This is a genomic window from uncultured Streptococcus sp. (genome assembly GCF_963521255.1).
In the GTDB taxonomy this organism is placed as follows: domain Bacteria; phylum Bacillota; class Bacilli; order Lactobacillales; family Streptococcaceae; genus Streptococcus.
The window spans coordinates 13,991-33,097 of sequence record NZ_CAUQTU010000016.1 but is presented as its reverse complement, the minus strand read 5'-3'; the positions used below and the strand labels follow the sequence as shown (position 1 = coordinate 33,097).

At 42.4% G+C, this 19,107-nt stretch carries 19 protein-coding genes; 17 read left to right on the top strand and 2 right to left on the bottom strand.

Features of this window, described 5'->3' with window-relative positions; all coding sequences use genetic code 11:
* Positions 1-553: 553 nt before the first annotated feature.
* The 17 genes from RWP09_RS09510 (at position 554) to pepC (ending at position 17,065) form a co-directional block, all read left to right on the top strand.
* On the top strand, positions 554-745 hold the full coding sequence (locus RWP09_RS09510; protein ID WP_313970924.1) for a hypothetical protein: 192 nt from the start codon (positions 554-556) through the stop codon (positions 743-745).
* Positions 742-936 (top strand): hypothetical protein, encoded by a 195-nt coding sequence (locus RWP09_RS09505; protein ID WP_000708869.1) that lies wholly within the window; start codon positions 742-744, stop codon positions 934-936. Before RWP09_RS09510 ends, RWP09_RS09505 begins: the two co-directional genes overlap by 4 nt.
* Positions 923-1,807: an ABC transporter ATP-binding protein gene (locus RWP09_RS09500; protein WP_314437052.1), complete on the top strand. Its 885-nt coding sequence runs from the start codon at positions 923-925 to the stop codon at positions 1,805-1,807. Before RWP09_RS09505 ends, RWP09_RS09500 begins: the two co-directional genes overlap by 14 nt.
* Position 1,808: 1 nt before the next feature.
* On the top strand, positions 1,809-2,546 hold the full coding sequence (locus RWP09_RS09495) for an ABC transporter permease (protein ID WP_314437049.1): 738 nt from the start codon (positions 1,809-1,811) through the stop codon (positions 2,544-2,546).
* Positions 2,546-3,643: a sensor histidine kinase gene (locus RWP09_RS09490; RefSeq protein ID WP_314437046.1), complete on the top strand. Its 1,098-nt coding sequence runs from the start codon at positions 2,546-2,548 to the stop codon at positions 3,641-3,643. Before RWP09_RS09495 ends, RWP09_RS09490 begins: the two co-directional genes overlap by 1 nt.
* Positions 3,644-4,243 (top strand): response regulator transcription factor, encoded by a 600-nt coding sequence (locus tag RWP09_RS09485; protein ID WP_314437044.1) that lies wholly within the window; start codon positions 3,644-3,646, stop codon positions 4,241-4,243.
* Between the two features lie 313 nt (positions 4,244-4,556).
* The gene (gene rpsL, locus RWP09_RS09480; protein ID WP_001142332.1) at positions 4,557-4,970 is read left to right on the top strand and encodes a 30S ribosomal protein S12; all 414 of its coding nucleotides are present in this window, start codon (positions 4,557-4,559) and stop codon (positions 4,968-4,970) included.
* A gap of 19 nt (positions 4,971-4,989) precedes the next feature.
* Positions 4,990-5,460 (top strand): 30S ribosomal protein S7, encoded by a 471-nt coding sequence (gene rpsG, locus RWP09_RS09475; RefSeq protein ID WP_000087873.1) that lies wholly within the window; start codon positions 4,990-4,992, stop codon positions 5,458-5,460.
* 282 nt (positions 5,461-5,742) lie between these two features.
* Positions 5,743-7,824: an elongation factor G gene (gene fusA, locus RWP09_RS09470; protein ID WP_000090354.1), complete on the top strand. Its 2,082-nt coding sequence runs from the start codon at positions 5,743-5,745 to the stop codon at positions 7,822-7,824.
* 103 nt (positions 7,825-7,927) lie between these two features.
* On the top strand, positions 7,928-12,319 hold the full coding sequence (locus RWP09_RS09465; RefSeq protein ID WP_314437039.1) for a PolC-type DNA polymerase III: 4,392 nt from the start codon (positions 7,928-7,930) through the stop codon (positions 12,317-12,319).
* Between the two features lie 102 nt (positions 12,320-12,421).
* On the top strand, positions 12,422-12,685 hold the full coding sequence (locus tag RWP09_RS09460) for a type II toxin-antitoxin system RelB/DinJ family antitoxin (RefSeq protein ID WP_314437036.1): 264 nt from the start codon (positions 12,422-12,424) through the stop codon (positions 12,683-12,685).
* On the top strand, positions 12,678-12,956 hold the full coding sequence (locus tag RWP09_RS09455; protein ID WP_314437033.1) for a type II toxin-antitoxin system YafQ family toxin: 279 nt from the start codon (positions 12,678-12,680) through the stop codon (positions 12,954-12,956). The genes RWP09_RS09460 and RWP09_RS09455 overlap by 8 nt, the downstream gene beginning before the upstream one ends.
* A 20-nt stretch (positions 12,957-12,976) precedes the next feature.
* Positions 12,977-13,129, top strand: a complete 153-nt coding sequence (locus tag RWP09_RS09450) for a hypothetical protein (RefSeq protein WP_192855404.1) — start codon at positions 12,977-12,979, stop codon at positions 13,127-13,129.
* A gap of 15 nt (positions 13,130-13,144) precedes the next feature.
* Positions 13,145-14,386, top strand: a complete 1,242-nt coding sequence (locus RWP09_RS09445; protein ID WP_314437026.1) for an aminopeptidase — start codon at positions 13,145-13,147, stop codon at positions 14,384-14,386.
* Between the two features lie 9 nt (positions 14,387-14,395).
* On the top strand, positions 14,396-14,626 hold the full coding sequence (locus tag RWP09_RS09440; protein ID WP_000901572.1) for a GlsB/YeaQ/YmgE family stress response membrane protein: 231 nt from the start codon (positions 14,396-14,398) through the stop codon (positions 14,624-14,626).
* Positions 14,627-14,896: 270 nt separating this feature from the next.
* A complete protein-coding gene (locus tag RWP09_RS09435; RefSeq protein WP_314437021.1) occupies positions 14,897-15,619 on the top strand; it encodes a pseudouridine synthase in 723 nt (240 codons plus the stop codon).
* Positions 15,620-15,730: 111 nt separating this feature from the next.
* Positions 15,731-17,065: an aminopeptidase C gene (gene pepC / locus RWP09_RS09430; protein WP_314437017.1), complete on the top strand. Its 1,335-nt coding sequence runs from the start codon at positions 15,731-15,733 to the stop codon at positions 17,063-17,065.
* 297 nt (positions 17,066-17,362) lie between these two features.
* On the opposite strand, the gene RWP09_RS09425 is transcribed toward pepC, so the two are convergent.
* The gene (locus RWP09_RS09425) at positions 17,363-18,274 is read right to left on the bottom strand and encodes a PTS system mannose/fructose/sorbose family transporter subunit IID (RefSeq protein ID WP_314437014.1); all 912 of its coding nucleotides are present in this window, start codon (positions 18,272-18,274) and stop codon (positions 17,363-17,365) included.
* Between the two features lie 14 nt (positions 18,275-18,288).
* The gene (locus tag RWP09_RS09420) at positions 18,289-19,101 is read right to left on the bottom strand and encodes a PTS mannose/fructose/sorbose transporter subunit IIC (protein WP_314437011.1); all 813 of its coding nucleotides are present in this window, start codon (positions 19,099-19,101) and stop codon (positions 18,289-18,291) included.
* Positions 19,102-19,107: the final 6 nt, after the last annotated feature.

The following is a 19,107-nucleotide window of genomic DNA, read 5'->3' as shown; positions in this document are numbered from 1 at the left end:
TAGAGTACTTGGTTTGGGACCAAGGTGTCGCAGGTTCGAATCCTGTCTTCCCGATTCATTACAGAGATACGTAAGCGTATCTTTTTGTTTTAACTAGATATTATATACATTAAGAGAGAATCAGTTTGCTTCTCTCTTTTTTGAATTTCAGTAATTCATTTTGGCAGCGTATACTTTTTGTCTCCAGTCTTTTCAATAAATACCGTATTTTAGGTATACACATTGAAATTTAACCGATTTTATAAATCTTACTAATTTTTAAGGAAGCAATAAAAAATTTTTTGGAGCAATATATAATATATGTGCTTATGGGATGAAAATTTCTGGTCTTTTGATTTTAAATGCGTATTAGTTTACGTTATAGTTTAAATTTGATATCACTTTGACGGAGGTACTATAGATTCTTTTCTACTCTGTGTCTTGTTGTGTAATGTTTCTTGATTCTTTTAAATAGAATCTTTTATGACATTTGTCATATCTCCTCATGACAGAAGCTTCTAGTGATTCTACCTTCAAAGAATTATACTAGATGTATCAAGTGGAGGAAGAAAAAATGAAACATAAAGTAATTGTCGCAATGAGTTTAGTAGCAGCAGGAGTCATGACTTATCTCATGTTTTCAGGATTGGATGAAGGCTTCTATCATTTTCCTTGGGAGCTATTTGCAGGATTTGGAATGATGTCCTGGCTTATCCGAGAAAGTTTGAAATTAGTCTCAGATGTGAAAAAGGAGTTTGAAAAATGAAAAAAGCGTTTCTCTATCTTTTTATTGGACTATCACTAGTGGTATGGTTGGTAGAAATGTTTACAGGTTGGTTTGATCAAGCCTTCCTTCACCAATTCATCCGTGGTGCCTGGGGACTAGGATTTATGATTTTTATCGCCTTTCCTATGGGAAAGGAGTGGCTGAAAGGAGAATATCATGAACATGATTAAGGTAGAAAGCCTAAATAAAAACATCAAGGGCAAGGCTATTTTGAAGGATATTTCCTTTGAGATAGCTGAAGGTGAATGCGTCGCCTTGATTGGGCCCAATGGTGCTGGGAAGACCACACTCTTGGACTGTCTGCTTGGAGATAAACTGGTCACAAGCGGTCAAGTATCCATCCAAGGCTTGCCAGTGACGAGTTCTCAGTTAGACTACACAAGATCCTATCTCCCTCAAGAAAATGTCATCGTTCAGAAATTAAAGGTCAAAGAGTTGATTGCTTTCTTTCAAAGTATTTATCCAAATCCCTTGAGCAACCAGGAGATCGATCAACTATTGCAGTTTGACCAGCAACAAAAAGAGCAATTTGCAGAAAAATTGTCAGGTGGGCAAAAGCGTCTTTTCTCTTTTGTCTTGACCTTGATTGGCCGACCAAAACTTGTCTTTTTAGATGAGCCAACTGCGGCCATGGATACCTCAACCCGCCAACGTTTTTGGGAAATTGTTCAGGATCTAAAAGCGCAGGGAGTTACCATTCTCTATTCGTCCCATTACATCGAAGAGGTAGAGCATACAGCGGACCGAATCTTGGTCTTGAATAAGGGAGAGTTGATTCGCGATACAACACCTCTAGCTATGCGTAGTGAGGAGATTGAAAAGCATTTTATCCTTCCTCTGGCATACAAGGAAATTGTTGAGCAGTCTAACTTGGTTGAAAACTGGGTACAAAAACAAGATGCTCTGCAAGTAGTCACACGAGAGGCAAATGCTTTTTGGCAACTGTTAGTTCAAGCAGGATGTAGCATACAAGAAATCGAAGTTAATAACCGTAGTTTGCTAGATACAATCTTTGAAGAAACACAAAAGGGAGATGACTAAGATGAAACAATGGATAGCGTTAAATAAGATAGAATTTCTATTGACCAAACGACAATTAGTCTATTATCTATTATCCGTAGGGATGCCGACAGCCTTCTATTTATTCTTTTCAGGCATGTACCAGGACACACCTGGTGGACCAGCTAATTTTATGCGTGATTACCTCATCTCCATGACTGCCTTTTCCATGATGTCGACAGCTATGTTTTCATTCCCAGCTGTTCTACATACAGATAAAATCAACAACTGGCAGAAAACATTGCGCCATACTCCGGTAAATATGGTAGAATATTATCTATCAAAGATAACAAGTATGATGGCTGATTATCTGGTCTCAATCCTGGTTGTTTTCTCAGTTGGGCACTTGGTCAGAGGTGTGGATATGCCTTTAGGAAGCTGGATTGGGGCTGCGTTCTTGCTGATAGTAGGAAGTGTTGCCTTTGTAGCGCTTGGATTGACCTTGACACTCTTACCTTCTAGTCAGCTGATGTCTGTCGTGGGCAATCTTCTCTATCTAGGCTTGGCTGTTTTAGGCGGACTCTGGATGCCCATCTCTTTATTTCCAGACTGGATGCAAGCAATCGGGAAGTGTCTACCAACTTATCAGTTGATGGAGTTGCTCAAGACCTTCTTAAACGAGGGTGGCATCAATTTATCAGCCACAGTTTATCTACTTGTTTTTTCAGCAGTTTTGTTTGGTTTGACCATTTACCTTCAAGGTCATAAGGAGAATGTTTAATGCTTGAAAGACTGAAAAGCATACATTATATGTTCTGGGTCAGTTTAATTTTTATGGTTTTCCCCATCCTGCCTGCAGTGACTGGGTGGCTTTCTGCCTGGCATTTATTGATTGATATTCTATTTGTAGTGGCGTATTTGGGTGTTTTAACAACTAAGAATCAGCGCCTATCTTGGCTATATTGGGACCTCATGCTGGTCTATGTAGCTGGGAATACCGCCTTTGTTGCTGTAAATTATATCTGGTTCTTCTTTTTCCTTTCCAATCTCTTAATTTATCATTTTGGTGTACGTAGTTTAAAGTCTTTACATGTCTGGACTTTTCTCCTTACTCAAGTGCTTGTTGTGGGCCAACTTTTGATTATTCAGAGAATCGAAGTTGAGTTTCTATTCTATCTACTTGTAATTCTTGCTTTTGTCGATTTAATGACTTTTGGATTGGTTCGGATTCGGATTGTGGAGGATTTGAAAGAAGCTCAGGCTAAGCAAAATGCCCAGATAAATCTTTTGCTTGCTGAAAATGAACGCAGTCGTATCGGTCAAGATTTACATGATAGTCTGGGGCATACCTTTGCTATGCTCAGTGTCAAGACAGATTTAGCCTTGCAGTTGTTTCAGATGGAGGCTTATCCACAGGTGGAGAAGGAATTAAAAGAAATCCACCAGATCAGCAAGGATTCCATGAATGAAGTGCGAACCATTGTGGAAAATCTGAAATCACGGACCCTAGCTTCAGAGCTTGAGACTGTTAAGAAGATGCTGGAAATTGCTGGGATTGAGGTTCAAGTTGAGAATCAATTGGACAAGGCTAGCTTGACCCAGGATGTGGAGTCGACAGCTGCTATGATTTTGTTAGAACTAGCGACCAATATCATCAAGCATGCTAAAGCGTCTAAAGTCTACTTGAAATTAGAACGGACAGAGAAAGAACTCATTCTAACAGTGAGAGATGATGGCTGTGGCTTTGCTTCTATAAAGGGGGATAACCTCCATACAGTTCGAGATCGTGTTCTTCCATTTTCGGGAGAAGTAAAGGTAAATAGTTGGAAACAACCGACAGAAGTTCAGGTTCGATTACCTTATAAGGAGAGAAAATAGATGAAACTACTTGTTGCAGAAGATCAAAGTATGTTGCGAGATGCCATGTGCCAGTTGCTCACGCTTCAACCGGATGTAGAGTCTGTCTTTCAAGCCAAGAATGGGCAAGAAGCAATCCAACTATTAGAAAAGGAGTCTGTAGATATCGCCATCCTTGACGTAGAAATGCCTGTTAAGACGGGCCTCGAAGTCTTGGAGTGGATACGAGCAAAAAATCTAGAAACAAAGGCGGTTGTAGTGACGACCTTCAAGCGTCCTGGGTATTTTGAACGTGCAGTCAAGGCTGGAGTAGATGCTTATGTATTAAAAGAAAGAAACATTGCAGACCTCATGCAAACTTTGCACACTGTCCTCGAAGGGCACAAGGAGTATTCGCCTGAATTGATGGAAGTGGTGATGACGCATCCAAATCCATTAACACAGCAAGAAATCGCAGTATTAAAGGGAATCGCTCAGGGTTTATCCAATCAAGAAATTGCAGATCAACTCTATCTATCAAACGGAACCGTCCGAAACTATGTCACCAATATTCTTTCTAAACTAGATGCTGGTAATCGAACAGAGGCAGCTAATATCGCAAAAGAATCTGGTTGGTTGTGATGATATAATATTTTTTGAACATTATGTGCTAAAATTGATGGGATTGGATGGAATAATACTAACTTTAGGAGGGTGGGATTCCTCCTTTTTCTTTCTTTTGGGGGCAGGATAAAAGAGCTAAAATTAAGAATAAAAAAGAAAAATATCTTGACAATCAATGGAAAAATTTGTTACAATAATAGACGGTACTTTTTACTTTTGGTCTCTCAAGAGTGTACAGGGACGTGCTGACAAATGTTGCAAAAGTACACACAGATGATAGCTGTCACCAAGTGTATCATCACCAAAAATAAAAAAACACAGGAGAATGTAGATGCCTACAATTAACCAATTGGTTCGCAAACCGCGTAAATCAAAAGTAGAGAAATCTAAATCACCAGCTTTGAACGTTGGTTACAACAGTCATAAAAAAGTTCAAACAAACGTTTCTTCACCACAAAAACGTGGTGTTGCAACTCGTGTTGGAACAATGACACCTAAAAAACCTAACTCAGCCCTTCGTAAATTCGCTCGTGTACGTTTGAGCAACCTTATCGAAGTTACTGCCTACATCCCAGGTATCGGACACAACTTACAAGAGCACAGCGTGGTGCTTCTTCGTGGTGGACGTGTAAAAGACCTTCCAGGGGTACGTTACCATATCGTCCGTGGTGCACTTGATACTGCAGGTGTTAACGATCGTAAACAAGGCCGTTCTAAATACGGTACTAAACGTCCAAAAGCATAAGGAAAGGGGATAAAGAGAAATGAGTCGTAAAAATAGAGCTCCAAAACGTGACGTATTGCCAGATCCGCTTTACAATTCACAACTAGTTACTCGTCTTATCAACCGCGTTATGCTTGATGGAAAACGTGGTACAGCTGCTTCAATCGTTTACGGTGCCTTTGAGCAAATCAAAGAAGCTACTGGTAACGATGCACTTGAAGTATTTGAAACAGCTATGGAAAACATCATGCCTGTACTTGAAGTACGTGCACGTCGTGTTGGTGGTTCTAACTACCAAGTCCCAGTTGAAGTTCGTCCAGAACGTCGTACAACACTTGGACTTCGTTGGTTGGTAACAATCGCTCGTCTTCGTGGTGAACACACAATGCAAGACCGTCTTGCAAAAGAAATCTTGGATGCTGCTAACAACACTGGTGCAGCTGTTAAGAAACGTGAAGACACTCACCGTATGGCTGAAGCTAACCGTGCATTCGCACACTTCCGTTGGTAATATAGGATGCGAAAGCGTTAAGAAAGTCCCAGAGAAAATAGGGAATCAAAGCAGGTTGCGATTGCAACCAATGAGATTCATCTTTTTCTCCAGACTTTTAGCTTGAGCTCAACTCAACTAACTTGGGCTTTTAGCCCGAGTTCAATTCAACTTGTAAATCTACAAGTTAAAACCAACAATAGCATGAGAACATTGATAACGGGTAGGTCCTGCCTATCCGTTTTTATTAAAATCGTGTTATAATAGAATAGAAATCAAAAATAAATAGGAGAAACAAACCTCATGGCACGCGAATTTTCACTTGAAAAAACTCGTAATATCGGTATCATGGCTCACGTCGATGCTGGTAAAACAACAACTACTGAGCGTATTCTTTACTACACTGGTAAAATCCACAAAATCGGTGAAACTCACGAAGGTGCGTCACAAATGGACTGGATGGAGCAAGAGCAAGAGCGTGGTATCACTATCACATCTGCTGCGACAACAGCTCAATGGAACAACCACCGCGTAAACATCATCGACACACCAGGACACGTGGACTTCACAATCGAAGTACAACGTTCTCTTCGTGTATTGGATGGTGCGGTTACCGTTCTTGACTCACAATCAGGTGTTGAGCCTCAAACTGAAACAGTTTGGCGTCAAGCAACTGAGTATGGAGTTCCACGTATCGTATTTGCTAACAAAATGGACAAAATCGGTGCTGACTTCCTTTACTCTGTAAGCACACTTCACGATCGTCTTCAAGCAAATGCACACCCAATCCAATTGCCAATCGGTTCTGAAGATGATTTCCGTGGTATCATCGACTTGATCAAGATGAAAGCTGAAATCTATACGAACGACCTTGGTACAGATATCCTTGAAGAAGATATTCCAGCTGAATACCTTGATCAAGCTCAAGAATACCGTGAAAAATTGGTTGAAGCAGTTGCTGAAACTGACGAAGAATTGATGATGAAATACCTCGAAGGTGAAGAAATCACTAACGAAGAATTGAAAGCTGGTATCCGTAAAGCGACTATCAACGTTGAATTCTTCCCAGTATTGTGCGGTTCAGCCTTCAAAAACAAAGGTGTTCAATTGATGCTTGATGCGGTTATTGATTACCTTCCAAGCCCACTTGATATCCCAGCAATCAAAGGTATTAACCCAGATACAGACGCTGAAGAAACTCGTCCAGCATCTGATGAAGAGCCATTTGCAGCTCTTGCCTTCAAGATCATGACTGACCCATTCGTAGGTCGTTTGACATTCTTCCGTGTTTACTCAGGTGTTCTTCAATCAGGTTCATACGTATTGAACACTTCTAAAGGTAAACGTGAACGTATCGGACGTATCCTTCAAATGCACGCTAACAGCCGTCAAGAAATCGACACTGTTTACTCAGGTGATATCGCTGCTGCTGTTGGTTTGAAAGATACTACTACTGGTGACTCATTGACAGATGAAAAAGCTAAAATCATCCTTGAGTCAATCAACGTTCCAGAACCAGTTATCCAATTGATGGTTGAGCCAAAATCTAAAGCTGACCAAGACAAGATGGGTATCGCCCTTCAAAAATTGGCTGAAGAAGATCCAACATTCCGCGTTGAAACAAACGTTGAAACTGGTGAAACAGTTATCTCTGGTATGGGTGAGCTTCACCTTGACGTCCTTGTTGACCGTATGCGTCGTGAGTTCAAAGTTGAAGCGAACGTAGGTGCTCCTCAAGTATCTTACCGTGAAACATTCCGCGCTTCTACTCAAGCACGTGGATTCTTCAAACGTCAGTCTGGTGGTAAAGGTCAATTCGGTGATGTATGGATTGAATTTACTCCAAACGAAGAAGGTAAAGGATTCGAATTCGAAAACGCAATCGTCGGTGGTGTGGTTCCTCGTGAATTTATCCCAGCGGTTGAAAAAGGTTTGGTAGAATCTATGGCTAACGGTGTTCTTGCAGGTTACCCAATGGTTGACGTTAAAGCTAAGCTTTACGATGGTTCATACCACGATGTCGACTCATCTGAAACTGCCTTCAAGATTGCGGCTTCACTTGCTCTTAAAGAAGCTGCTAAATCAGCACAACCAGCTATCCTTGAGCCAATGATGCTTGTAACAATCACTGTTCCAGAAGAAAACCTTGGTGATGTTATGGGTCACGTAACTGCTCGTCGTGGACGTGTAGATGGTATGGAAGCACATGGTAACAGCCAAATCGTTCGTGCTTACGTTCCACTTGCTGAAATGTTCGGTTACGCAACAGTTCTTCGTTCTGCATCTCAAGGACGTGGTACATTCATGATGGTATTTGACCACTACGAAGATGTACCTAAGTCAGTACAAGAAGAAATCATTAAGAAAAACAAAGGTGAAGACTAATCTGTCCTCACTCTAGAAGGAAGTCACTTAGTGGCTTCCTTTTGTCTTTAGAAAATACCTCTAAATATGGTAAAATAGTAGGAGAATAATGTGAGGAAAATGAATGTCAAATAGTTTTGAAATTTTGATGAATCAACTGGGGATGTCTGCTGAAATGAGACAGGATCCTGCTTTATCACAGGCTGATATTGAGCGAGTTGTGGTTCATAAAATTAGTAAGGTATGGGAGTTTCATTTCGTATTTTCTAATATTTTACCAATTGAAATCTTTTTAGAATTAAAGAAAGGTTTGAGGGAAGAATTTTCTAAGACAGGCAATAAAGCTGTTTTTGAAATCAAGGCTCTGTCTCAAGAATTTTCAAATCAACTCTTGCAGGCCTATTATAGAGAGGCTTTTTCTGAGGGGCCATGTGCTAGTCAAGGTTTTAAATCTCTTTATCAGAATTTGCGAGTTCGTGCTGAAGGAAATCAGCTCTTTATCGAAGGTTCCGAGGCGATTGATAAGGAACATTTTAAGAAGAATCATCTTCCTAATTTAGCCAAACAACTTGAAAAGTTTGGTTTTCCAACTTTTAACTGTCAGGTCGAGAAGAATGATGTGCTGACCCAAGAGCAGGAAGAGGCCTTCCATGCTGAAAATGAGCAGATTGTTCAAGCGGCCAATGAGGAAGCGCTTCGTGCTATGGAGCAACTGGAACAGATGGCACCTCCTCCAGCAGAAGAGAAACCAGCCTTTGATTTTCAGGCCAAAAAGGCTGCGGCTAAGCCAAATCTGGACAAGGCGGAGATTACTCCTATGATCGAAGTGACGACGGAGGAAAATCGTCTGGTCTTTGAAGGGGTTGTTTTTGATGTGGAGCAAAAAGTGACCAGAACAGGGCGTGTTTTGATCAACTTTAAAATGACGGACTACACTTCCAGTTTTTCGATGCAAAAGTGGGTTAAGAATGAGGAAGAGGCTCAGAAATTTGATCTAATTAAGAAAAATTCTTGGCTCCGAGTGCGTGGGAATGTGGAGATGAATAACTTCACACGCGATTTGACTATGAATGTGCAGGATGTGCAGGAAGTTGTTCACTATGAGCGGAAGGATTTGATGCCGGAAGGTGAGCGTCGGGTTGAGTTTCATGCTCATACTAATATGTCGACCATGGATGCTCTACCCGAGGTAGAAGAAATCGTTGCGACAGCTGCTAAGTGGGGACATAAGGCTGTTGCCATTACGGATCATGGGAATGTCCAGTCCTTTCCACACGGCTATAAGGCGGCCAAGAAAGCTGGAATCCAGCTGATTTATGGAATGGAAGCCAATATCGTGGAGGACCGTGTCCCTATCGTCTATAACGAAGTGGAGATGGACTTGTCAGAAGCAACCTACGTGGTTTTTGACGTGGAAACGACGGGGCTATCAGCCATCTATAATGACTTGATTCAGGTTGCGGCTTCTAAGATGTACAAGGGGAATATCATTGCTGAATTTGATGAATTTATCAATCCTGGTCATCCCTTGTCAGCTTTTACTACTGAGTTGACCGGAATTACAGATGATCATGTAAAAAATGCTAAACCACTAGAACAAGTTTTGCAAGAATTCCAAGAATTCTGCAAGGATACTGTCCTAGTCGCCCACAATGCGACCTTTGACGTTGGCTTTATGAATGCCAATTATGAGCGTCATGGTCTGCCAAAGATTAGTCAGCCAGTGATTGATACGCTCGAGTTTGCTAGAAACCTCTATCCTGAGTATAAACGTCATGGTTTGGGGCCTTTGACCAAGCGTTTTGGTGTAGCCTTAGAACATCACCACATGGCCAACTACGATGCGGAAGCTACTGGTCGTCTGCTCTTTATTTTTATCAAAGAAGTAGCAGAAAAACATGGAGTGACCGATCTAGCTAGACTCAACATTGATTTGATTAGTCCAGATTCTTATAAAAAAGCTCGGATTAAGCATGCGACCATTTATGTCAAGAATCAGGTAGGTCTAAAAAATATCTTTAAGCTAGTTTCTTTGTCCAATACTAAGTACTTTGAAGGAGTGCCGCGGATTCCGAGAACAGTTCTAGATGCCCATAGGGAAGGTTTGGTTTTAGGTTCAGCTTGTTCTGAAGGTGAAGTTTTTGATGCAGTCGTTTCCCAAGGTGTGAATGCGGCGGTTGAGGTGGCCAAGTATTATGACTTTATCGAGGTTATGCCACCTGCCATCTATGCTCCCTTGATTGCTAAGGAGCAGGTCAAAGATATGGAGGAACTCCAGACCATTATCAAAAGTTTGATAGAAGTGGGAGACCGTCTAGATAAGCCTGTTCTAGCTACGGGTAATGTTCACTATATCGAACCGGAAGAAGAGATTTACCGTGAAATTATCGTCCGTAGTTTGGGACAGGGGGCTATGATTAACCGAACTATCGGTCATGGTGAACATGCCCAACCAGCACCACTTCCAAAGGCTCATTTTCGAACGACCAATGAGATGTTGGATGAATTTGCCTTCTTGGGAGAGGAACTGGCACGCAAATTGGTTATTGAAAACACCAATGCCTTGGCAGAAATCTTTGAACCCGTTGAGGTTGTTAAGGGTGACCTATACACGCCTTTCATCGACAAGGCTGAAGAAACAGTTGCTGAGTTGACCTATAAGAAAGCTTTTGAGATTTATGGAAATCCGCTGCCAGATATTGTTGATTTGCGGATTGAAAAAGAATTGACTTCCATTCTGGGGAATGGATTTGCCGTGATTTATCTGGCTTCCCAGATGTTGGTACAACGTTCTAATGAACGGGGCTATTTGGTGGGTTCTCGTGGGTCTGTCGGATCTAGTTTCGTTGCGACTATGATTGGGATTACGGAGGTTAATCCTCTATCTCCTCACTATGTCTGTGGTCAGTGTCAGTATAGTGAGTTTATCACTGATGGTTCTTATGGTTCAGGATTTGATATGCCCAATAAGGACTGTCCAAACTGTGGTCACAAACTCAGCAAAAATGGGCAGGATATTCCGTTTGAGACCTTCCTTGGTTTTGATGGAGACAAGGTTCCCGATATTGACTTGAACTTCTCGGGAGAAGATCAGCCTAGCGCTCACTTGGATGTGCGTGATATCTTTGGTGAGGAATATGCCTTCCGTGCAGGAACGGTTGGTACGGTGGCTGCCAAGACTGCCTATGGATTTGTAAAGGGCTACGAGCGGGATTATGGCAAGTTCTATCGTGATGCGGAGGTGGAACGTCTAGCCCAGGGAGCTGCTGGTGTCAAGCGGACAACGGGACAACACCCGGGGGGGATCGTTGTTATTCCTAACTACATGGATGTTTACGACTTTACGCCTGTCCAGTATCCAGCAGATGATGTGACGGCTGAATGGCAAACGACTCACTTTAACTTCCATGATATCGACGAGAACGTCCTCAAACTTGATGTATTGGGACATGATGATCCGACCATGATTCGGAAATTGCAGGACTTGTCTGGGATTGATCCTAATGAAATCCCTATGGATGACGAAGGTGTGATGGCCCTCTTTTCTGGGACGGATGTGTTAGGGGTAACACCTGAGCAAATTGGAACGCCTACGGGCATGTTGGGGATTCCAGAGTTTGGAACAAATTTCGTACGTGGAATGGTAGACGAGACGCACCCAACGACTTTTGCGGAGTTGCTGCAGTTGTCAGGGTTGTCCCACGGTACCGACGTTTGGCTGGGCAATGCTCAAGATCTGATTAAGCAAGGAATAGCAGACCTATCGACTGTTATCGGTTGTCGGGACGACATCATGGTTTACCTCATGCATGCTGGCCTCGAGCCTAAGATGGCCTTTACCATTATGGAACGGGTACGTAAGGGCTTGTGGTTGAAGATTTCCGAAGAGGAACGAAATGGCTATATCGAAGCTATGAAGGCTAATAAGGTGCCAGAGTGGTATATCGAGTCCTGTGGGAAAATTAAGTACATGTTCCCTAAAGCCCATGCGGCAGCCTATGTTATGATGGCCTTGCGTGTAGCTTACTTCAAGGTTCACCATCCCATTTATTATTACTGTGCTTACTTCTCAATCCGTGCTAAGGCTTTTGATATCAAGACCATGGGTGCGGGCTTGGATGCCATCAAACGCAGAATGGAGGAAATCGCTGAAAAACGGAAGAATAATGAAGCCTCTAATGTGGAAATTGACCTCTATACAACTCTTGAGATTGTCAATGAAATGTGGGAACGCGGTTTCAAATTTGGTAAACTCGATCTCTATCGTAGTGATGCGACTGAATTCATCATTGACGGAGATACACTGATTCCACCATTTGTCGCTATGGATGGTCTGGGAGAGAACGTTGCTAAGCAGTTGGTGCGAGCGCGTGAAGAGGGAGAATTCCTTTCCAAAACAGAACTACGCAGACGTGGTGGCCTCTCATCAACCTTAGTTGAAAAGATGGATGAAATGGGGATTCTTGGAAATATGCCAGAGGATAACCAGCTCAGTTTGTTTGATGAGTTGTTTTAAAAAAATTGTTTAATCATCTATCCAAAGAGGCTAATGTATATCCAATAGATTTACATTAGCTTTCTTTTTTGTTAAAATAGTCTATAGAAAGAGGGTGAGAGTATGTCAAAGACGAGTATGAGCATCCGTTTGGATAGTGAGGTGAAGGAGCAGGCCCAACAGGTGTTTAATAATCTGGGAATGGATATGACAACAGCTATCAATATTTTCCTTCGTCAGGCTATTCAATATCAGGGATTACCTTTTGATGTTAGACTAGACGAAAATCGGAAGTTGCTTGAGGTATTAACAGATTTAGACCAAAATCGTAATATGAGCCAATCCTTTGAATCAGTCTCTGACTTTATGGAGGATTTGCGTGCTTAAGATTCGTTATCATAAACAGTTTAAAAAAGATTTTAAGTTGGCTATGAAGCGTGGTTTGAAAGCAGAATTATTAGAAGAAGTTTTAAATTTTCTTGTTCAAGAAAAAGAACTTCCTGCTAGATATCGTGATCATCAACTGACATCATCCAAGCATTTTCAAGGAGTTCGTGAATGCCATATCCAGCCAGATTGGCTTTTGGTTTATAAAGTAGATAAGGAAGAATTGATTATAAATTTGCTTAGGACAGGCAGTCATAGTGATTTGTTTTAATAAATTTTAAGGGGGTTCTCATGAAACTAAGAATTTTTGCGGAAGATAAGCCGAACCAAAAAGTTTTTGATTATCAGCTGGAACTGGATTCGGATACAATTTTGAAATCAACAACTTTAATTTGCGGTACGGTAGCAGCAGTTAGTCTGCTGTCCCTGTTTAAAGAAAAATAGAAAAGAGAAAATAACATGGTTTTACCAAATTTTAAAGAAAATCTAGAAAAATATGCGAAATTGTTGGTTGCGAACGGAATCAACGTGCAGCCTGGTCACACTTTGGCTCTCTCTATCGATGTGGAGCAACGTGAGTTGGCGCATCTAATCGTGAAAGAAGCTTATGCTTTGGGTGCGCATGAGGTTATCGTTCAGTGGACAGATGATGTCATTAACCGTGAGAAATTTCTCCATGCGCCAATGGAGCGTTTGGACAATGTGCCAGAATACAAGGTTGCTGAGATGAACTATCTTTTGGAAAACAAAGCTAGCCGTCTTGGGGTTCGTTCATCTGATCCAGGTGCCTTGAACGGAGTGGACGCTGACAAGCTTTCAGCTTCTGCTAAAGCTATGGGACTTGCCATGAAGCCAATGCGTATCGCAACCCAATCCAACAAGGTTAGCTGGACTGTGGCAGCCGCTGCTGGACTTGAGTGGGCTAAGAAAGTCTTTCCAAATGCTGCGAGCGACGAAGAAGCAGTCGATCTCCTTTGGGACCAAATCTTCAAAACTTGCCGTGTTTACGAAGCAGATCCCGTTAAGGCTTGGGAGGAACATGCAGCTGTCTTAAAGAGCAAGGCAGATATGCTTAATAAGGAGCAATTTTCAGCCCTTCACTACACAGCGCCAGGAACAGATTTGATCCTTGGCTTGCCGAAGAACCACGTTTGGGAATCAGCTGGTGCTATCAATGCACAGGGCGAAGGATTCTTGCCAAATATGCCGACAGAGGAAGTCTTCACAGCCCCTGACTTCCGTCGTGCAGATGGCTATGTAACCTCTACAAAACCGCTTAGCTATAACGGAAATATCATCGAAGGTATTAAGGTAACCTTTAAGGATGGACAAATCGTTGACATCACTGCAGAAAAAGGCGATCAAGTCATGAAAGACCTTGTCTTTGAAAATGCAGGTGCGCGTGCCTTGGGTGAATGTGCCTTGGTACCAGATCCAAGCCCAATTTCTCAGTCAGGGATTACCTTCTTCAACACCCTTTTCGATGAAAATGCGTCAAATCACTTGGCTATCGGTGCAGCCTATGCAACTAGCGTCGTTGGTGGAGCAGAGATGAGCGAAGAAGAGCTTGAAGCTGCAGGGCTTAACCGTTCAGATGTTCATGTGGACTTTATGATTGGGTCTAGTCAAATGGATATCGATGGTATCCGTGAGGATGGGACACGTGTACCACTCTTCCGTAACGGAGATTGGGCAAATTAAGGAGATAATATGTTAGGAAGTATGTTCGTTGGTCTCCTAGTGGGATTTTTAGCAGGTACTCTGACTAATCGTGGAGAGCGAATGGGATGTTTTGGAAAAATGTTTCTAGGCTGGATTGGTGCCTTTATAGGGCATTTACTTTTTGGGACTTGGGGACCGATAATAGCAGGAACTGCTATTATTCCGGCAGTACTAGGTTCCATGATTGTCTTAGCGATTTTCTGGAGACGAGGAAGTTAATTTCTTAAATCTGATACTCAATGAAAATCAAAGAGCAAACTAGGAAACTAGCCGCAGGTTGCTCAAAACACTGTTTTGAGGTTGTAGATAGAACTGACGAAGTCAGCTCAAAACACTGTTTTGAGGTTGCAGATAGAACTGACGAAGTCAGTAACATATACCTACGGCAAGGTGACGTTGACGCGGTTTAAAGAGATTTTTGAAGAGTATGAAACGAAAAGGAGGATGGTCATTGAGCCAGCCTCCTTTTGAGTATGATATAATAGTTCTATGAGATTAGATAAATTTTTAGTTGCCTGCGCTGTCGGCAGTCGGACAAAGGTCAAAAATCTGCTCAAGGCTGGGCGCGTGACGGTAAATGGTAAAAAAGAGAAATCAGCTAAATTACAGATTGATGAAGAAAGAGATGAGATTCGTTTTGATGGGCAAGTGCTGGAGTATGAAGAATTTGTCTACTACATGATGAACAAGCCCCAAGGTGTTATTTCAGCGACTGAGGACCCCAAGCATAGAACCGTTCTGGACTTGTTGGATGACTTGGCTCGGAGCAAGGAAGTTTTCCCAGTAGGGCGCTTGGATATTGACACGCATGGTCTTTTGCTCTTGACTAATGACGGCCAACTTGCCCATGCTCTGCTTTCACCCAAGCGTCATGTAGACAAGACATATCTGGCTCAGGTCAAGGGAATGATGACCCAAGAAGATGTGGAGACATTCGCTAAGGGAATTCCTCTCAAAGACTTTACCTGTCAACCCGCTAGACTGGAGCTTGTGTCTGTAGATACAGAAAAGAATCAAAGCCAAATCCGTGTGACTATTGCAGAAGGGAAGTTTCATCAGGTCAAGCGTATGGTGGCCTACTGTGGCAAGGAAGTAGTAGATTTGCAACGTTTGACTATGGGAACGCTAGTATTGGATGAGAACTTAGAACGAGGGGAATGGCGTCGCTTGACCAAAGAAGAATTAGAGATTCTCCTTGCAAGTATTGCTTAGTTTGGTTTATATTCGAAAAAGGTGAGGGAGAATCTCCTTACCTTTTATGTTTTTCAGTTGCTTCCTTTGTGAAAAGAGTTATAATAGACTGTAGAATAAAAGGAGGAATCTATGAACGCGATTCAAGAATCATTTACTGATAAACTATTTGCCAACTATGAAGCAAATGTAAAATATCAAGCGATTGAAAATGCTGCTAGCCACAACGGAATTTTTGCAGCTCTAGAACGTCGCCAAAGCCATGTAGACAATACGCCTGTTTTCTCATTGGATTTGACCAAGGACAAGGTAACAAACCAGAAGGCTTCTGGTCGTTGCTGGATGTTTGCGGCTCTCAACACCTTCCGCCACAAGCTTATCTCACAATACAAACTAGAAAATTTTGAGTTATCACAGGCCCACACATTCTTCTGGGACAAGTATGAGAAATCAAACTGGTTCTTGGAGCAAGTCATTGAGACTGCAGACCAAGATTTGACGAGCCGTAAGGTTAAATTCCTACTTCAAACACCTCAACAAGACGGTGGTCAGTGGGATATGGTCGTTTCTCTCTTTGAGAAATACGGTGTCGTGCCTAAGTCAGTTTACCCTGAGTCTGTTTCATCTAGTAGCAGCCGTGAGCTAAATGCCATTCTCAACAAATTGCTTCGCCAAGATGCTCAAATTTTGCGTGATCTATTAGCTTCAGGTGCTGATCAAGCGACTGTTCAAGCTAAGAAAGAAGACCTCTTGCAAGAAATCTTTAATTTCCTTGCCATGTCATTAGGACTTCCACCACGTAAGTTTGACTTTGCTTATCGCGATAAGGATAACAACTACCAAAGCGAAAAGGGAATTACACCACAGGAATTTTATAAGAAATATGTCAATCTTCCTCTAGAAGATTATGTTTCTGTTATCAATGCTCCAACTGCTGACAAGCCTTACGGCCAATCTTACACAGTTGAGATGTTAGGAAATGTGGTTGGTAGCCGTGCAGTTCGCTATATCAACGTGCCGATGGAGCGCTTGAAAGAATTGGCGATTGCTCAAATGCAAGCAGGTGAGACTGTTTGGTTTGGTTCTGATGTCGGTCAGCTCAGCAATCGTAAAGCTGGAATTCTTGCGACAGATGTTTATGACTTTGAATCAAGCATGGATATTCAATTCACTCAAGACAAGGCTGGACGTCTGGACTACAGCGAAAGCTTAATGACCCACGCTATGGTCTTGACAGGTGTGGATTTGGACGAAAATGGCAAGTCAACCAAGTGGAAGGTTGAAAACTCATGGGGAAACAAGGTCGGTACAGATGGTTACTTTGTTGCCTCAGACGCTTGGATGGACGAATATACCTACCAGATTGTTGTCCGCAAAGAATTGCTGACAGCAGAAGAACAAGCTGCCTATGAAGCAGAACCAATCGTACTTGCACCATGGGATCCAATGGGAGCCTTGGCAGAATAATACTCTTCGAAAATCTCTTCAAACCACGTCAGCTTCGCCTTGCCGTAGGTATATGTTACTGACTTCGTCAGTTCCATCTGCAACCTCAAAACAGTGTTTTGAGCTGACTTCGTCAGTTCTATCTGCAACCTCAAAACAGTGTTTTGAGCTGACTTCGTCAGTTCTATCTACAACCTCAAAGCAGTGCTTTGAGCAACCTGCGGCTAGCTTCCTAGTTTGCTCTTTGATTTTCATTGAGTATAAAAACATAGAAAAAAGGAATCAGGTTTAGAACCTGGTTCCTTTTGAGTTTCTTGATTACATGATACCGAAGAAACGAGCTGCGATACCTACTGCAAATAGTGCAAGGATGATTGAGATTGGTGATACTTTTTTCTTAAGCAACCACATGCAAAGGAAAGTAAGGAGAAGTCCCATCAATCCTGGGATCAATGAGTTCAACTGACCTTGAAGGGTTTGTGGTTGAATCTTATCTAGGCTCAATCCACCAAGTGCTTGACCAAGGATACCTTTCAATTCAGCACCTGATACAGAACCTTCTGGGAAGTTGATGTAGGCACCTTCAGCTAATTGTTTACCTGGAAGGTTAACAGTAAAGTTAATCGATACCCAACGTTGTACAAGAACGGCAAGAATGAACATACCAAGGATAGAAGCACCTTTAGTGATGTCTTTCAAGATACCACCAGACATATCTTTAGTGATTTCAGATCCAGCCTTGTAACCAAACTCTTGTGTGTACCATAGGAAGGCCATACGGATAGCATTCCATCCGAAGAAGAAGAGAAGTGGACCAACCAAGTTACCAGATGCAGCAAGTGATGCACCAAGAGCACCAAGGATAGGACGAACTGTAAACCAGAATACTGGGTCACCGATACCAGCAAGAGGTCCCATCATACCGATTTTAACCCCTTGGATAGCAGCGTCGTCGATTTCAACACCGTTCGCACGTTCTTCTTCAAGTGCAAGAGTAACCCCCATGATTGGAGCAGCCACGTATGGGTGAGTGTTGAAGAACTCAAGGTGACGCTCAAGAGCAGCAGCTTGGTCTTCTTTAGTAGTGTACAATTTTTTGATAGCTGGGATCAATGAATAAGTCCAACCCAAGTTTTGCATACGCTCGTAGTTCCAAGAACCTTGAAGGAATTGTGAACGCCACCAAACTTTTTTACGATCTGATTTTGATAATTGAAGTTTTTCAGTCATGATTGTTCCCCTTTCTAGTAGTCTTCTAGGATATCACCGATTGGGTCGTTAGAAGTCGCAGCGCCGCCGCCACCGTTACCACCTTGTTTTGAAAGGTTAAGGTAGATGAAGGCAAGGGCAACACCGACTACACCAAGGGCAATCAAAGTCAATTGAGAAATGGCAGCAAAAGCAAAACCGATTGCGAAGAATGGCCATACTTCACGAGTTGCCATCATGTTGATAACCATAGCGTAACCAACGGCAACGACCATAGCACCACCGACAGCCATACCACCGTTCAACCAGGCTGGCATTAAACCAAGAGCGTCTTGAACAGCAGAAGCTGGGATAGCGATAAGGAAGGCTGCAGGGATAGCAATACGAAGACCTTGAAGAAGAAGTGCGATAAAGTGAGCACGTTCAACAGCCGCAATATTTCCTTCTTTAGCGGCAGCATCTGCAGTGTGTACCAAACCAACTGAGATTGTACGAACAATCATAGTCAAGAAAAGTCCAGCTACGGCAAGAGGGATAGCTGTTGCTGTTGCAACGGCGATACCTTCAGTAGTAAAGTTACCACCTTTGATCAAGATGATTGCTGCAGCAACAGATGCAAGAGCAGCGTCAGGAGCTACGGCAGCTCCGATGTTTGCCCAACCAAGGGCGATCATTTGAAGTGATCCACCAAGCATAACACCTGCTTCGAGGTTACCAGTTGCAAGTCCGATAAGGGTACATGCGACGATTGGTTGATGGAATTGGAATTGGTCGAGGATACCTTCAAGACCTGCAAGGAAGGCAACAACTACAACCAAGACAGCAGAAATAATTGAAATATCTGACATGGTTTT

Bases quoted from the DNA above. Each gene is read 5' to 3' on its own strand.
- RWP09_RS09445 (WP_314437026.1), top strand. From the start codon at position 13,145: ATGGTTTTACCAAATTTTAAAGAAAATCTAGAAAAATATGCGAAATTG.
- RWP09_RS09485 (WP_314437044.1), top strand. From the start codon at position 3,644: ATGAAACTACTTGTTGCAGAAGATCAAAGTATGTTGCGAGATGCCATG.
- RWP09_RS09435 (WP_314437021.1), top strand. From the start codon at position 14,897: ATGAGATTAGATAAATTTTTAGTTGCCTGCGCTGTCGGCAGTCGGACA.
- RWP09_RS09450 (WP_192855404.1), top strand. From the start codon at position 12,977: ATGAAACTAAGAATTTTTGCGGAAGATAAGCCGAACCAAAAAGTTTTT.
- RWP09_RS09420 (WP_314437011.1), bottom strand. From the start codon at position 19,101: ATGTCAGATATTTCAATTATTTCTGCTGTCTTGGTTGTAGTTGTTGCC.
- fusA (WP_000090354.1), top strand. From the start codon at position 5,743: ATGGCACGCGAATTTTCACTTGAAAAAACTCGTAATATCGGTATCATG.
- RWP09_RS09460 (WP_314437036.1), top strand. From the start codon at position 12,422: ATGTCAAAGACGAGTATGAGCATCCGTTTGGATAGTGAGGTGAAGGAG.
- RWP09_RS09505 (WP_000708869.1), top strand. From the start codon at position 742: ATGAAAAAAGCGTTTCTCTATCTTTTTATTGGACTATCACTAGTGGTA.
- rpsG (WP_000087873.1), top strand. From the start codon at position 4,990: ATGAGTCGTAAAAATAGAGCTCCAAAACGTGACGTATTGCCAGATCCG.
- RWP09_RS09425 (WP_314437014.1), bottom strand. From the start codon at position 18,274: ATGACTGAAAAACTTCAATTATCAAAATCAGATCGTAAAAAAGTTTGG.
- RWP09_RS09490 (WP_314437046.1), top strand. From the start codon at position 2,546: ATGCTTGAAAGACTGAAAAGCATACATTATATGTTCTGGGTCAGTTTA.
- pepC (WP_314437017.1), top strand. From the start codon at position 15,731: ATGAACGCGATTCAAGAATCATTTACTGATAAACTATTTGCCAACTAT.
- RWP09_RS09495 (WP_314437049.1), top strand. From the start codon at position 1,809: ATGAAACAATGGATAGCGTTAAATAAGATAGAATTTCTATTGACCAAA.
- RWP09_RS09440 (WP_000901572.1), top strand. From the start codon at position 14,396: ATGTTAGGAAGTATGTTCGTTGGTCTCCTAGTGGGATTTTTAGCAGGT.
- RWP09_RS09510 (WP_313970924.1), top strand. From the start codon at position 554: ATGAAACATAAAGTAATTGTCGCAATGAGTTTAGTAGCAGCAGGAGTC.
- RWP09_RS09500 (WP_314437052.1), top strand. From the start codon at position 923: ATGAACATGATTAAGGTAGAAAGCCTAAATAAAAACATCAAGGGCAAG.
- rpsL (WP_001142332.1), top strand. From the start codon at position 4,557: ATGCCTACAATTAACCAATTGGTTCGCAAACCGCGTAAATCAAAAGTA.
- RWP09_RS09465 (WP_314437039.1), top strand. From the start codon at position 7,928: ATGTCAAATAGTTTTGAAATTTTGATGAATCAACTGGGGATGTCTGCT.